This is a genomic window from Deltaproteobacteria bacterium HGW-Deltaproteobacteria-18 (genome assembly GCA_002841885.1).
GTDB lineage: Bacteria > Desulfobacterota > Desulfovibrionia > Desulfovibrionales > Desulfomicrobiaceae > Desulfomicrobium.
Genome location: PHBE01000006.1, coordinates 150,176 through 164,895 on the forward strand (window position 1 = coordinate 150,176; position 14,720 = coordinate 164,895).

Annotated in this window: 17 protein-coding genes; 7 read left to right on the forward strand and 10 right to left on the reverse strand. The window is 60.4% G+C overall.

Annotated elements, in window-relative coordinates; all coding sequences use genetic code 11:
- Positions 1–13 precede the first annotated feature (13 nt).
- Positions 14–835, forward strand: coding sequence for a hypothetical protein (locus CVU60_06900; GenBank protein ID PKN42405.1), 822 nt, complete (start codon positions 14–16; stop codon positions 833–835).
- Between the two features lie 60 nt (positions 836–895).
- On the opposite strand, the gene CVU60_06905 is transcribed toward CVU60_06900, so the two are convergent.
- The 5 genes from CVU60_06905 to CVU60_06925 form a co-directional block, all read right to left on the reverse strand.
- On the reverse strand, positions 896–1,333 hold the full coding sequence (locus CVU60_06905; protein PKN42406.1) for a heat-shock protein: 438 nt from the start codon (positions 1,331–1,333) through the stop codon (positions 896–898).
- Positions 1,334–1,533: 200 nt separating this feature from the next.
- Positions 1,534–2,448, reverse strand: a complete 915-nt coding sequence (locus CVU60_06910) for a phosphate butyryltransferase (protein PKN42407.1) — start codon at positions 2,446–2,448, stop codon at positions 1,534–1,536.
- A complete protein-coding gene (locus CVU60_06915) occupies positions 2,448–2,927 on the reverse strand; it encodes an acetolactate synthase small subunit (protein PKN42408.1) in 480 nt (159 codons plus the stop codon). The genes CVU60_06910 and CVU60_06915 overlap by 1 nt, the downstream gene beginning before the upstream one ends.
- Before the next feature lie 413 nt (positions 2,928–3,340).
- Entirely contained in the window at positions 3,341–4,369 is a 1,029-nt protein-coding gene (locus CVU60_06920; protein PKN42435.1) for an L-threonine 3-dehydrogenase, read from the reverse strand.
- Positions 4,370–4,649: 280 nt separating this feature from the next.
- A complete protein-coding gene (locus tag CVU60_06925) occupies positions 4,650–5,834 on the reverse strand; it encodes a glycine C-acetyltransferase (protein ID PKN42409.1) in 1,185 nt (394 codons plus the stop codon).
- 177 nt (positions 5,835–6,011) lie between these two features.
- On the opposite strand from CVU60_06925, the gene CVU60_06930 reads away from it, so the two are divergent.
- Both CVU60_06930 and CVU60_06935 read left to right on the forward strand, forming a co-directional pair.
- Positions 6,012–6,485 carry an Lrp/AsnC family transcriptional regulator gene (locus CVU60_06930; GenBank protein ID PKN42410.1) on the forward strand — a complete coding sequence of 158 codons (474 nt, stop codon included), beginning with the start codon at positions 6,012–6,014 and terminating at the stop codon, positions 6,483–6,485.
- Complete coding sequence (locus tag CVU60_06935; protein ID PKN42411.1) at positions 6,482–6,679, forward strand: hypothetical protein; 198 nt, start codon at positions 6,482–6,484, stop codon at positions 6,677–6,679. Before CVU60_06930 ends, CVU60_06935 begins: the two co-directional genes overlap by 4 nt.
- A 264-nt stretch (positions 6,680–6,943) precedes the next feature.
- Here CVU60_06935 and CVU60_06940 read toward each other — a convergent pair whose 3' ends face one another.
- From CVU60_06940 to CVU60_06950, 3 genes are all read right to left on the reverse strand, one after another.
- Positions 6,944–8,131, reverse strand: a complete 1,188-nt coding sequence (locus CVU60_06940) for a phosphate starvation-inducible protein PhoH (GenBank protein PKN42412.1) — start codon at positions 8,129–8,131, stop codon at positions 6,944–6,946.
- Between the two features lie 64 nt (positions 8,132–8,195).
- Positions 8,196–8,609, reverse strand: a complete 414-nt coding sequence (locus tag CVU60_06945) for an RNA polymerase-binding protein DksA (protein PKN42413.1) — start codon at positions 8,607–8,609, stop codon at positions 8,196–8,198.
- Positions 8,610–8,725: 116 nt separating this feature from the next.
- Entirely contained in the window at positions 8,726–9,085 is a 360-nt protein-coding gene (locus CVU60_06950) for a hypothetical protein (GenBank protein ID PKN42414.1), read from the reverse strand.
- 92 nt (positions 9,086–9,177) lie between these two features.
- Between CVU60_06950 and CVU60_06955 the strand changes: the two genes are divergently transcribed.
- From CVU60_06955 to CVU60_06970, 4 genes are all read left to right on the forward strand, one after another.
- On the forward strand, positions 9,178–9,495 hold the full coding sequence (locus CVU60_06955; GenBank protein ID PKN42415.1) for a hypothetical protein: 318 nt from the start codon (positions 9,178–9,180) through the stop codon (positions 9,493–9,495).
- A gap of 126 nt (positions 9,496–9,621) precedes the next feature.
- A complete protein-coding gene (locus CVU60_06960; protein PKN42416.1) occupies positions 9,622–10,095 on the forward strand; it encodes a hypothetical protein in 474 nt (157 codons plus the stop codon).
- 80 nt (positions 10,096–10,175) lie between these two features.
- Positions 10,176–11,870: a hypothetical protein gene (locus CVU60_06965; GenBank protein ID PKN42417.1), complete on the forward strand. Its 1,695-nt coding sequence runs from the start codon at positions 10,176–10,178 to the stop codon at positions 11,868–11,870.
- Positions 11,867–13,231 carry a sigma-54-dependent Fis family transcriptional regulator gene (locus CVU60_06970; GenBank protein ID PKN42418.1) on the forward strand — a complete coding sequence of 455 codons (1,365 nt, stop codon included), beginning with the start codon at positions 11,867–11,869 and terminating at the stop codon, positions 13,229–13,231. The genes CVU60_06965 and CVU60_06970 overlap by 4 nt, the downstream gene beginning before the upstream one ends.
- A 57-nt stretch (positions 13,232–13,288) precedes the next feature.
- Here the strand turns inward: CVU60_06970 and CVU60_06975 are convergent, their stop codons facing one another.
- Both CVU60_06975 and CVU60_06980 read right to left on the reverse strand, forming a co-directional pair.
- Positions 13,289–13,753: a universal stress protein gene (locus CVU60_06975; protein PKN42419.1), complete on the reverse strand. Its 465-nt coding sequence runs from the start codon at positions 13,751–13,753 to the stop codon at positions 13,289–13,291.
- Positions 13,754–13,795: 42 nt separating this feature from the next.
- A partial coding sequence (locus CVU60_06980; GenBank protein ID PKN42420.1) for a sodium:proton antiporter occupies positions 13,796–14,720 on the reverse strand: 925 nt, incomplete at its 5' end.

Here is a 14,720-nt window from a genome sequence, read left to right on the forward strand (position 1 = left end):
ATGGAGGTCAAAAATGTCAAATCTTCCCGAAGATGAACAGGTCCGGGGCCGGGTCTATCTCTGCCAGACCGGAACCTGCGTGTCCTGCGGCAGCTGCTGCGGACTCTACAACATGGCGGACCTGTCGCGGGAGTGTCTGCACGCCATCCTGTCCGCGCGTACGGACTCCTTCGCCACGGTGCCGCGCAACATCGACAGTATCCTTGCCTTCGAAAAGCAGCGCCTGCGCATCGAGGGTGATCAAGCGCCCACCCGGGATTTCCATCACTGCGTCTTTGTCGGGCTGATCCGCGATGAAGGCGAACGCGTGGGCTGTCTTCTGCATCCGCTCGCCGAGGGAAACAGGGGCATAGATTGGCGCGGCCTGAGCTTTTACGGCGGTGCGGCCTGCAAATACTTCTTCTGCCCGAGCTACGACGAACTTGACGCCGAAATCAAGCGCCTGGCGCGTGAGGTCCTTGATGACTGGTACGAATACGGACTGATCATTCCGGAGCATCGTTTTCTGACCGCAATGCTGGACGCCGTCGAGAGTCGTCTGGGATTTTTTCCGGATGCGGACGGTCTCACGAAGGCAGGGAAAAAAGCGCTGGCAGAGCTGATGCGCCTCAAGTTGAACTGGCCTTTCCGTGATGAAAATACGCCCTTGGCCTGGAACTTCTTCAGCACGAAAGACACGAAAAGGCCGGTCCTGCTCACAGGCGGGCACGCTCATGATCCGCAGATCCTCAACATCCTGCACGAACTGGACACTCTTTCGGAGCACGCCGCCCGCGCTGAAAAATCGCTGCGCGAACACCTGGAAGAGGCTGTAAAGACACTGTGCTCCAAATGAGAGGACCGGCGCGAAGCCGGTCCTTGGGGTGAGCATGAGCGGGCAGTCCGCCAAGGTCTTTTAATCGACGTGGATGTCGATGGCCTTGGGCTTCGCCTTTTCACTCTTGGGCAGGTGCAGGTGCAGCATGCCGTCCTTGAACACCGCCTTGATGCCTTCCGGATCAACATTCTCCGGGACGGTGAATCGGCGCATGAAGGTTCCGGTGAAGCGTTCCACACGGTGGAACTTCTTGTCCTTTTCTTCCTTCTCGGTCTTGCGCTCACCCTGAATGGTCAACACTCCGTTCTCCAGCGACACCTTTACATGGTCCTTCTCCACGCCAGGAATATCGGCCTTGATCAAAAACTCCGTTTCGGTCTCGGCAATATCCACCCGCGGGGTCCAGTCGCTGGGCGCAAGGGCCTCCTGCCCTCCGCGCGGCCAGCCTACGGCCTTGGTGTACCGATCAAACATGTCCTCGATTTCCCGCCAGGGATCCCATTTCATCAGTGTCATGGCCAACCTCCTTCCGTGACCAGCTTCAATGGATTTCACGGCCCGGGACGATTCCGGGACACTGAAAAAATAAAGCGCGGTCACGGTCAGTCAAGAGCGAAATCGCCTGATGACGGGCAGAGGGGGCTTTGTTTTCATGGGAACGACTCCAGCCGGGCTGTCGCAATCATCTTGCCGGCGCCTGGGAGCCTGAACCCAGGTCATACCCCGGCCAGATAGGCTGCCAGGGCCAGGGCGTAGAACTTGGAGCGGTCGGAATCCCCGCGCGAGGGTACGACCAGAGGATAGCTGGCCCCGACGACGATCCCGGCCATGGGCAGCTCCATGAGGCTGGTCACGGCCTTGTAGAGCACGTTACCGGTGACGATGTTGGGAGCGCAGAGTATGTCCGCCCGGCCTGCTGCCGGGTGGTCCACGCCCTTGGCCAGGGCCTTTTCCCGTGACACCGCGATATCGAGGGCAAACGGCCCGCCGACGACGGCGTCGCCGAAGATGCCCATGCGGCAGAGCTTGGCCAGGATGTCCGCATCCTTGCTGGAGACCATGTCGTTGTAGGACACCTTTTCCGTGGCCGAGAGCACGGCCACCCTGGGCGGATCCATGCCCAGCTTCTTGGCCACGACAACGGCATTGTTGATGATGTCGATCTTGCGCGTGAGCGAAGGCGCGATGTTGACGCCCGCATCAGTCACGACAAGCAGACGCTCCTCTCGTGGGTGCGGGAACACGCCGATATGGCTCAAGAGCCCGTCGCTTCCGCGCTTGCGACCGAGCACGGCGCGGAGCAGCACATCGGTCTTGACCCCGCCCTTCATCAAGAACTGGGCACGGCCCTCGTGCAGAAGGTCGAGGCTCCTGGCAAGAGCTTCCCTGTCATCTGGTTCGTGCAGGCAATCATAAGCGTCAAGATTCTCGCCCGCCAGCTCCGGCAGACTGCGCATGCGCTCCACGTCCCCCACAAAGACCGGCTCGGCCAGACCTTGCCGCGCGGCCTCAAGCCCGGCCAGCACCGCATTGGGTTCGGCGCAGGCCGCGATGACCACGCGAGCGGGCGTACGCCGGGAACGGACCAGCTCCACCATCTGATCCAGGGAACGCACAGGCCCGGCGCCCATCAGCCGTCTCCCCGGGACAGGGCGATGAGCCCGGTGCGGCTCAGGGACTGGATGCCGTGCGGGGCCAGGGTGCGGATGAGCCCGGCCACCTTGCCCTGGGGAGCGGATAGCTCGGCGGAGATGGTCTCGTTGCCCATGTCGACGACATTGGCCCGGAAGACCTCGAAAATCTGCAGAATCTGGCTGACCGTGTCCTTGGTGATGCGGACCTTGATCATGACCAGTTCGCGGTCCATGAGCTCCTGGCCCGACAGGTCTTCCAGACGCAAAACGAAATCCAGGGAGGCGATCTCGTCGGTCACGGCCTTGCTCTTGCCTCCGTCAGCCTCCACGCAGATGATCATGCGCGACACGTCCTCGCGCTCGGTCTCGCCGCAGGAAATGGAGCGGATGTTGATGTCGTGGCGCTGGAAAACCTGGGCCATGGAGGCCAGGACCCCAGGCTTGTTCTGGACCAGGGCGGAAATGGTGTGGCGCATGAGGGCTCCTTGATTGGGGATGGTGCGTGCTGGAAGAGTATGTCAGGGGCCGAGTTCCGAAGCAAGGTGATACCGACATCCCTGTTTTGAAATCGAGACGGAAAGACGGGATGACGGAAAGCCAGGAAGACGAGAACAGAGAAGACGTAAAGGCATGGATTGCCACGCCCTAAGGGGCTCGCAATGACGCATTACCAACCCGTCATTGCGAGGAGTCTTCGCGCTTAGCCCGACTTTCGACGTGGCAATCCATCTTCTCACCGGCATTGCGAGGAGCCTTCGACGAGGCAAGTCAGGCTCCGCGTGAAATCCATCTTCGCACTGGCATTACGAGGAGCCTTCGAAGTGGCAATCCATCTTCTACCTGTCATTACGAGGAACCTTCGGCCTGGCAAGTCAGGCCCACCCGAAAATCAGGCGTTCCAGTCGAGAATGACCTTGCCGGATTTCCCCGAGCGCATGACATCGAAACCCTTCTGGAAATCCTCGGCCGCGAAGTTGTGGGTGATGACCGGGGTCATGTCCAGGCCGCTCTGCAGCATGGCCGTCATCTTGTACCAGGTCTCGAACATTTCGCGTCCATATATCCCTTTGAGCTTCAGGCCCTTGAAGACCACCTGCCCCCAGTCGATGGCCGTGTCGTCGGGCATGATGCCAAGCAGAGCGATGTGGCCGCCGTGGTTCATCTGGGCCAGCATTTCCCTGAAGGCGTGCGGGTTGCCGGACATCTCAAGGCCCACGTCGAAGCCTTCGGACATGTGCAGGTCGGCCATAGTTTCGGCCAGGGATTCGCTGCCGACGTTGACGGCGCGGCTGACGCCCATCTTGCGGGCCAGGTCCAGGCGATAGTCGTTGACATCGGTGATGACCACGTGGCGGGCTCCGCAGAAACGGGCGATGCCTGCGGCCATGATGCCGATGGGCCCGGCCCCGGTGATGAGCACGTCCTCGCCGACCAGGTCAAAGGACAGGGCGGTGTGCGTGGCGTTGCCGAACGGATCGAGCATCGCGGCCACGTCGCCGGAGATGGTGTCGGGAATCTTGAAGGCGTTGACGGCCGGAACGCAGACATATTCCGCGAAGCATCCCGGACGGTTGACGCCCACGCCGATGGCGTTGCGGCAGAGATGACGCTTGCCCGCCTTGCAGTTGCGGCAGTGGCCGCAGGTGATATGCCCTTCTGCGGAGACCCGGTCCCCGACCTTGAGCCCGCGCACCTCGGAACCCACCTCCACGATGCGCCCCACAAATTCGTGGCCGACGGCCATGGGCACGGGAATGGTCTTTGCGGCCCAGGCGTCCCAATTGTAGATGTGGATGTCGGTGCCGCAGATGGCGGTCTTGCCGACTTTTATCAGAATATCGTTATGACCGACCTCAGGCACGGGAATCTCTTCCATCCAGATCCCGACTTCGGGTTTGGCCTTTACCAGTGCTTTCATTTTTTCCATTTCGTTGTCCTCTCTTCGTTCACCAAATGAAATACAAAATTTTGCGTTCCCCACGGAGTGTCGGGGTGCCGGGATTGCGGCTCGTCAACTGTCTGACTGAGTCAGGCATCGTTGGGCCAGCCATTGCCCCTCGCCCAACGTGCAAACCCGGAATCGACAGGAGCAATGGCTGGTCTTACGAGGCCGACGAAGGAGTTTTGACGGGCCGCAATCCCGGCACCCCGACACTCCCCCCGCCAACCCGCAAAGCCCCTTCCGCCCAGCGCCACCGTTAAATGACTCCCAGCTCCTTCCCAACCTTCACAAACGCCGCCACTGCCTGTTCAAGCTGCGGCCGCGTGTGCGCCGCGCTCATCTGGGTACGGATTCTGGCCTTGCCCTTGGGCACCACCGGAAAGCTGAATCCCACCACATAGATGCCCTCTTCGAGCATCCGTGCCGCCATTCGCTGGGCCAGTACGGCATCGCCGAGCATGACGGGGATGATGGGATGCTCGCCGGGAGCCAGGGTGAATCCGGCCTCGGTCATGGCCTCCCGGAAGAACCGGCTGTTCTCCTGCAGCTTGACGCGCAATTCAGGCTCGTCGCGGATCAGGTCCAGCACGGCCAGTGACGTGGCGGCGATGACGGGGGCCAGGGTATTGGAAAAGAGATATGGCCGGGAACGCTGCCGCAGCCACTCGACAATCTCCTTGCGGCCCGAGGTGTAGCCGCCGGAGGCCCCGCCCAGAGCCTTGCCCAGGGTGCCGGTGATGATGTCCACCCGGCCCATGACCCCGCAGTGCTCATGCGTGCCCCGCCCGTTCTCGCCCATGAAGCCGACGGCGTGGGAGTCATCGACCATGACCAGGGCATCGTACTTGTCGGCCAGATCGCAGATGGCCTTCAAATCGGCAATGTGCCCGTCCATGGAGAAGACACCGTCGGTGACGATGAGCCGATAACGGCAATCCGCCGCTTCTTTGAGCTGCGATTCCAGATCAGCCATATCGCCGCTTGCGTACCGAAAGCGTTTCGCCTTGCAGAGCCGCACCCCGTCAATGATGGAGGCATGATTGAGGGCGTCGCTGATGACCGCGTCCTCGGCTCCGAGCAGTGTCTCGAAGAGGCCGCCGTTGGCGTCAAAGCAGGAGCTGTAGAGAATGGTGTCCTCGGTGCCCAGAAATTCGGACAAACGCCCTTCGAGCTCCGTATGCACGTCCTGGGTGCCGCAGATGAAGCGCACGGATGACAGGCCGTAACCGTAGCGGTCCAGGGCGGCGTGCGCGGCCGCGACCAGTCGTTTGTCACCGGCAAGGCCAAGATAGTTGTTGGCGCAGAAATTGAGCACCTCACGGCCACCCGCCACGGTTATGCTCGCGCCCTGGGGCGAAGTGATGACCCGCTCGGCCTTGAAAAGCCCGCCTTCCCGCAATTCCTCCGTCTGCCGCCTCAGATCTTCCAGTATCCGCTTCATGCCGCCTCCCCGTAAAATTTCGATTTGCGCAATTTTATCGCCATAAAACTTCTTGTCAATGAATGAAAGCGCAATATATTAACGAACAACTTAATTGGCAACCTTATTCCGAACCCTCCCGCGCAGGCTTTGTCTTTGCGCCGGGACTTAGGTATGCGCTCACGCGGGAGCACGAACGTGAACGAAAGAGAAATTACCCTGGACCACACGGACCGCCGGATCATCGCGGCCCTGCAGGACAATGGCCGCGAATCCTACAAGAACATCGCCCAGCGGCTGGGCGTGTCCGACGGCACGGTCCGGCTGCGCACGGAGCGGTTGCTGAAAAGTGGCTATCTGCGCATCTCGGCCTCGGTGAACCCCATGCTTTTCGAGGACGGCCTGACCGCCACCGTGGGAGTCAGCCTTGAGGGGCGGGCCAACGCCCAAATCATGCGCGCCATCGCAAGCCTCGACGGCGTGCAGTCCGTATCCAACGTCTCGGGCCGCTTCGACCTGCTGGTAGAGATCCACGTTGCGTCGCGCAACGACTTGCGCCGTTTTCTGGTCGATGACCTCTCGGCCCTGGGCGGCATCCAGAACACCGAGACCTTCCTCTATCTGGAAACCATCAACAAATGGGTGCAGCAGCGCCAGGAAGACACCGCATGAGCAACATCCTGCATGGATTCACCGATCCGAAGTATCTGGAAGTTTTGATCGCCAAGGCCGAGACCCAGCTCCGCGAAGCGGAAGGCGAGGAAGACCGGCAGCGTTTCGCCGCCTATCTGGAAGTCCTGAAGGGATGGAAGGAAAAGATCGGAGCGGGCGGAGACAGCTGCGCGCCCCCTGAAAACGAATTCTGAATGAGCCTACCTTGGCCGGGCCGAGGCCTCAACCCGAGCCCGCATCAAAAGCCCGATCAGTTTAACGCGGCCAAGCCTCTGCACGTAGTCGTTCTTCAGGATTTTGAGCGCGGCGCAGATCCGCATCGGATTTTGCCGCAACCGTCACGAAAAGGTCTCCAGGTCTTCGGGTGCGGGCAGATCGGGGCATGCAGGACCGCTGCTTCGATTCCGCTTTTCTGGGCACCCCGGAACTTTACATCTGACCTCCAGCTCCCCCTCAAATCAGAGACCGGTCTTTATGACCATGTCCGTGATCGGCCCGCGCGAGCGTTCGCCCTTGAGGACGATGTGGCCGTATGCGGGCAGCCCCTTGAGCATTTTGACGGTCCAGTTCAGCCCGTTGTTGGACTCGTTCAGGTAGGGGTTGTCGACCTGGCGCGTGTCCCCAAGGCAGATGCATTTCACGTTTTCGCCCATGCGGGTCAAAAGCGCCCTTGTCTCCGTGCGTGAGAGGTTCTGCATCTCGTCGACGATGACCACCGCATTTTCGAGGTTCATGCCCCGGATGAAGGCGATGGGCAGAATTTCGAACCGCTTGGGATTGTACCTGAAATTGCCGCCCTCGCTGTCGGCGAAGATTCGGTTGGCCGGACGCAGGTCGTGCAGCTTCATGAGCAGATCGCCGATATAGCGCACGTAAGGAGCCATCTTCTCCTCAAGATCGCCGGGCAGATAGCCGAGCTTGGCGCCTATCTCAATGACGGGCTTGACGAGATAGATCTTGCGGTACGGATTGTCCTTCTTCTCAAGAGCCATGTACAGGGCCGCGGCCAGGGCCAGGAAGGTCTTGCCGTATCCGGCTTCGGACTGGATGGTGACCAGATTCACGGCATCGTCGAGCAGAAGCTCCAGCGCCAGGTTCTGATAGACGTTGCGCGGCCGCACGTTCCAGACGTTGTGCTGAAAGTCGACGAAGCGGGGCCCGGAAGTGGCGTGCATGTATGGCTGGCCGCCAATCCAGGCGAAGCTGTTGGGAAAAGAGGGCTCGCCCTCACGCACAAAACCGGTGTAGGACTGTGATTCGGAACGGAACGGATTGGAATCGCGATAGCCTTCGCTGGCGATGGAGTGAATGCGGGCCTTGAGCTGAAGGATACGGTCGTTGGTGACCAGAATGGGCGCATCCACGCCGCTGTCTTTGAGCTCGTCGAGGATCAGGTCATCGCCGCTCTTGCTCTCCGCGTCCGTGAACACACGGGGCGGAAGGAACAAGACATCCGGGTCGTCCTGCAGGGCGGCAATGGCCTGGGCCACGATATGGGCCACACGCGGCTCGCGCTTGAGCTTGTCCAGCTCTCGCAGCACGGTGTACGGCAGGATGACCCGGTTCTCCTGGCCGTTGCGCAGAGCGCGGATGCATTGGGGGTTGTCAATGAGCACATTGGTATCAAGTACGTAATTCTTCTGCATGGACGGCTCAATCCTTAGGGACCTGTGGTCCCGGTCCGGACCATTGACGGGAGAAGGCGGCCGATCAGACTGCTGCCAGAACCCCGTCCCCAAGTCCGGTACGCCCGAATTCGCCGGGATGCCTGTCGATCATCTCCTGGCACTCTATGCAGAAGAGCGCGCTCGGTATGGCCAGGAGCCTGCGGTCGGCAATATGCTCACCGCACATTTCGCAGATCCCGTAGGAATCGTTGTCGATGGCCTTGAGGGCGATGGTGATGTCCTTGAGCAGCTTAACATTGCGATTGTAGCGTATCATGTTCCAGTCCTGGGAGGAAGCGGAACTGGCCTGATCGGCCAGGTCTGGCTCAAGCGCCCTGTTCTGGCTCATGGCTTCTCGCAACACCTCGTTTTCCTTTTCGATCTTCCTGAATTTTTCCCGCAGCTGAAGCTCGATTCCCTGATGGATATGACAGACACGCGACATGGAGACCTCCATTGTGTGTGGCAAGCCGGTCCATCCGGAACACCCGAACCCAGCCTCTTGCCGTTGAAGCACACTAGGGCCGGCGTGTTGCGTGTCGGAGACGAAGGCGAGAAGGTTTCATGACAGAATCAGCGGCCCGCATCCGCCGCAAGACGGTCAGCGATGAGGCGCTCCAGGGCGGGATCATCCTGCAGGGTGGGCTGGATCACAAATTCGACCCCGGAAAATTCACCCCGCAAGGCGGCTATCATTTCCGGAATGTCCTGTTCGATATGCACGCCGTTGTAGAGAAAATACTGCATGACCACGATCCTGTCGCAGCCCTGCGCCACAAGTTCCCGCACCTGATCGGCCAGGGTCGGCTCGCCCAGGGAGAAAAAGGCCGGAAGAACCGGCACGCCCCGGATTCGGCTCGCAACCCGCTCCACCATGGCCGTGAACTGCAAGGAAACCTCCTTGCGCCTGCTGCCGTGCCCGAGCACGATCATTCCCGTTTTATGCACGCACCCTCCCCAAAAGATGAAAAAAGGCCCCCCACTCGTGGCAGGCGGCCCTGGAACCGACGATCCCTTCTATCCTAATGCTTGTGATCCTCATGAGCCACTGGGGCATGCTCATCGTGGGTATGGTCGTGATCATGGTCATGGGGATGACTGTGGGTCAGATCCCCGTGGGTATGATCATGGTCATGCTTGACCACTGTCGTGCTGGTCTTTCCTCTCAAACATCCGCAACCCTTGCACATATGGACCTCCTTGAACCTTGGAACAGGCTGTTTTCAATTGATCAGGCTTCAAAAGTAATCCTTTCCCCGTCAATGGCAATACCGAGCAAAATGCAACATTTTGCACACATACACGTCTTGTGCAAAAAGAGGTGCGCAATTCGTCTTCGCTGAACACGTACCGAAATCATAACATTCTGAAATAAAAGAATCTAATCTTTTGGCACGGCGACTGCTAATCGAAAATCAACCAAAGACATTCCGCTACCTCCAGAATGTTGTTGAAAAGGGAGACTTAAAATGTACTTGAAACACCTCATACTCGCCCTCACGCTGGTCCTGGCCCTCGCAGCCGGGGCCCAGGCCTACAAGAGCGGCTGTCCGGGACAGGGACACTACCAGGACTTCATGTCCGGCCTGACTCCCGAACAGCAACAGAAAGTTCAGGAGCTTACAGATGTGCATCACAAGGAACTCTTTGCCCTCCACAAGGAAATCCTTGCCAAGCACAAAGCCATGGAAGCCCTGTTCGCGGCAACCCCTGCCGACAAAACCGCCATTGACAAGGCCGTGGCCGAAGTGAGCGAACTGCAGGCGAAAAAAGAGAGGCTCAACGCGGACTACCGCGTGGAACTGACCGAAATCGCCGGCAAGCCCGGTCCGCTCGAATCAGGCAGAGGCTGCGGCGGCAATTCCGGGTGCGGAGCACACTCCAGCGGCGCAAGTCCAGACGCCGGCTCTTCCCCCGGATGCCCAGCCGCACAAACCATGTAAATCCTCTCTCTTCCCTCCCTTGAAAAGGGCAAAGGCCGTACCCCCTGCGGCCTTTGCCTTTTCCTTGAGAAAGGCAGGCCATGGAACTCGTCCTCCCCTCACGCAGCGATCGCACCATCATGATGGCCACCATGGCCGTGTTCGTCCTGGGCCTGGCGCTGAGCTTTTCCACGTGGCGGAACCTGCGCCAGCAGCAGGAATCCTTTCACGAACATGCCCTGGTCACGGCCCGGGCCATTGCCGCCGGCATAGAAATCAATCTCCGCCGGGAATTGCAGCTGCCCGCGACCCCCGAACACACCAACACCCTCCTGCATCTTCATCGCACCCTGGCCAAGGAATTGCTCCAGGACTACATCAAGCGCACCGATGCCCGCTTCATCGGCCTTTACAACCCACTCGGGCACATCCTGCTCTCCTCGCACAATGATCCAAAGGCGATCCAGGGCCAACTGCCGACCATCGCCTGGGCGAGCATCGGCATCGCCGGGGAGTGGAGCGGCGAAATGAACTTCGAAGGCCAGCCCATCATGGTCCTGGGCCGCATCTCGCACCTGACCACGGCTCCCTCCTGTCCCGACGGCCAGTGTCCGCCGGACAAGCAGCCGCCGCTCCTGCTCATCGGCGTCGACATGACCCACCATCTGGCGGCTTTCGGCAAGTACAAGCGCACGGCCATCCTGCAAACCGGATATATCCTGGCAGTGACCATCGTCTTCTGGATTCTGCTCCTGGGCTTCCTGCAACGCAACGAACAACACCGGCGCCTGCAACGCCTGGAATCCTTCAACGCCCGCCTGCTGGACAACATGCCCGACGGCCTGCTGACACTCTCCGCGGAGGGCAAGGTCGTGGCGGCCAATCCGGCGGCCATAAGTCTCATGGGCGGCATGAGCCCCGTCGATCAGCCGCTCTCCAATCTTTTCTCGAATCTTGGCCTGGCACCGGACAAGCAGCCGGGCCAGGAATGGAAAACCATCAAGGCTGCCGACCGGCATCTGGAAATTCTGCAACTGCCCCTGAAGGATGGATCGGAGCAGAGCCTTGTGCTGATTCGCGACCGCACCGAACTGGCCGGTCTTGAGCGGGAGCTGCACCGCAATGAAAAGCTGGCCGCCATCGGCCGCATGGCGGCGGGCGTGGCCCACGAAATACGCAACCCGCTCTCGGCCCTGCGCGGATTTGCCCAGTTCTTCGCCAAGAAGCTGGCCGGCCGCGACCCCGAAGAACTGTATGCTCGGACCATGGTCCAGGAAGCGGACCGCCTGAACCGCGTCATCACCGATCTGCTCTTCCTGGCCCGGCCCAGGCAGCTGAGCTTCGCCGAGGTGCCTCTTGCAGAGATTTTCGGGGAAGTGCATACTCTTCTGTCGATGGACGCAGGCGCCAGGAACGGCCGTCTGGAGCAATGGACAGACGCCAAGACCGTGCAGGCCGACCGGGACGCCCTGAAGCAGGCCGTGATCAACCTGATCATGAACAGCGTGGAGGCCCTGCCCGAGAATGGCGGCCTGATCGAACTCTGGGCCGAGGCCGGCGACAACGGGACCTGGGTCCGCGTCCGGGACAACGGCGCAGGCATGAGCCCGGAAGAGCGCGAACACGCCCTGGAGCCGTTCTTCACCACCCGGGACAAGGGTACGGGCCTTGGGCTGGCCATTGTCCATACCATCATGCAGGAGCATGGCGGCAGCATCCAGATTGAAACACCGACGGCCGGAGGCACCATCGTCTCCCTCTTCTTCCCCGCCAACCAAACCGGGAGCAGCACATGACCACACAGTCCACTGTCCTCGTCATCGATGACGAACCGGCGCACAGGCTCATGGTCCGCGTCGTCCTCGGCGACGCAGGCTTCAAGGTGCTGGAGGCGGACAACGGCTCGTCCGGCTTGGCCACATTGCGCGCCAAGCCCGTGGACGTGGTTTTGCTGGACATGCGCATGCCGGGCATGAGCGGCCTCGATGTGCTGCAGAAAATGCACGAGGAAGGGATGACGACCCCGGTGATCATGCTGACCGCGTTCGGCAACGTGAGCAGCGCCGTGGAGTCCATGAAAATTGGCGCATGGGATTATCTGACCAAGCCGACAGACAACGACGAATTGCTGGCCGTGGTCAAAAAAGCGGCGGAACATGTACGCCTGACCCGCGAAAACCGCGACCTCAAAAAACAGATCGGGCGGCTGCAGGAAACCAGAATCATCGGCAACAGCGAGGAGATCCGCAAGGTCGTTGACCTCATCGAACAGGTGGGGCCAAGCGAAGCCAACGTGCTCATTCTCGGAGAATCGGGCACGGGCAAGGAACTTGTTGCCCAATTGCTGCACGAGCAGAGTGCGCGGGCCAAGGGTCCGCTGGTCAAGGTCAACTGCGCGGCCCTGCCCGAAAACCTGCTCGAGAGCGAACTCTTCGGCTATGTGCGCGGCGCCTTCACCGGCGCGGCCCAGGACAAGCCCGGCCGCTTCCAGCTGGCCGGTGGCGGGACCCTCTTTCTCGATGAAATCGGGGAGCTGCCGCCGACCCTGCAGGCCAAGATCCTGCGCGCCTTGCAGGAACGCATCGTCGAACCCCTCGGCGGCGTGACTCCGGTCAGCATCGACGTACGTTTCATCGCGGCCACAAACCGCGACCTCCCGGCCATGATCGCCGAGGGCAAATTCCGCGAAGACCTTTATTATCGCCTCAACGTGCTCGAAATACGCATTCCGCCCCTGCGTGAACGCATCGAAGACATCCCGCTGCTCGTGGACTATCTGCTGGAGAAGCTCGGCCGCAAAAACAACCGCCCGGTTCGCACCGTCAGCCGTGAATTTCTGGACGCGCTGGGACGGCACGAATGGCGAGGCAACGTGCGCGAGCTTGAAAACGTCCTGGAGCGCGCACTCATCCTCTGCCGCACGGACATTCTGGATCTGCGGGACCTCCCGGATCATCTGCTGGCTCCCGCCCCGCCGTCCCGCCCCACGCAAGTCGTTCAGTCCGGGGAAAGTCCGCTTGAGACAGCCGAACGGCATGCCCTGGAAGAGACCCTCCGCAAATACGCCGGACACCGCGAACGCACCGCCCAGGCCTTGGGCATCAGCCGCCGCACGCTGCAATACCGCCTCAAGAAATACGGACTGACCACCAGATAAAAAAGGCCGATTCCCCGCAAAGGGAGCCGGCCTCTTCATTTTTCATGCATGCTGGAATCAGATGCCGCAGGCATCCTTGAGATACTTCCCGCGCAGGTTGCGCGTGACCAGCACCGGACACGACGCCCCTTCAAGCACACGCGTGACCACGCTGCCCATGATCACATTCTCGAGCACCGACAGCCCGCGCGAACCGATGACGATCAGATCGCAATCCAGCTCGTCCTGCGCGTTCAGGATGACATAGTCGGGACGGCCGCTGCGCGAAATCAGCTCCACTTCCATACCGCAAGGCTCAAGCATCTTCTTGAACTCTTCCAGGATTGCCATGGACCTGGCCTCGGCGTTGGCGCGCAACTTCTCGGCCATTTCGCCGCCGATGGTCATGTTGACGGGCTCCCAGACATTGAGAAGATATACCTTGGGATGTCTGGAATTGACCAGCTGCGTTCCATACTTGGCCGCGTTTCTGGATGAATCCGAGCCATCCACCGGGATCAATACACGTTCAACCTTTATCATAGCAGTACCTCCGCGGCGGCAGGGCCGCCTCTTAGCTTGCGATTAACGGAAGAAAAGAAAGGTCATGAGCACGAAACAGGGGACCAGTATGCCCACGGACCAAGCCATGTAGCCAAAGAAGCTGGGCATCTTGATTCCGCTTGATTCGGCGATGGACCGGACCATGAAGTTGGGGGCGTTGCCGATATAGGTGTTGGCACCCATGAACACCGCGCCCGCCGAAATTGCCATGAGGGTGTGCACGTGTTCCATCAGGAATTGCGCATCGCCACCGGCGGTATTGAAAAAGACCAGATAGGTCGGAGCGTTGTCCAGGAAGCTCGACAGGGCGCCGGTCAGCCAGAAATACATGGCGTTGTTGGCCACTCCGTCGACGGAAACCAGGGAAATGAGGCTCGACAGGGCGCCGTCCATGCCGGCGCGCAGGATGGCGATAGCCGGAATCATGGTGATGAAGATGCCCGCAAAGAGCTTGGCCACCTCGACAATGGGCTCCCAGTTGAACTCGTTGCGGCGGCGGATTTCGGCGGCCGTGGTCTTGAGGCTGACAAAGGCCAGGACCAGCAGCAGGATGTCGCGGGCGATATTCTGCAGTTCCATGTGAACATGATAAACGGTCACCCCGCCCTCGGGCTTCCACATGCCGCTCATGAGTACGCCGCCCACCACACCGGCCAGCAGCAGCAGATTGAAGGTGCCTTCCAGGCGCAGCTTGCCGTCCTGCCCCGCGTCGGGAGACTCGGGGCGGCCTTCCTTGTTGAAAAGCACCGTGTCGATGACGAAATACAGGCCAAGCAAAATGATCGACATGACCACAAAAGGAACGAAAAGATGCTGGGTGGTCCAGAAGAAGGACACGCCCTTCAAAAAGCCCAGGAACAGCGGCGGATCGCCCAAAGGCGTGAGACTGCCGCCGATGTTGGCCACCAGGAAGATGAAAAAGACGATGGTGTGCACCTTGTATTTG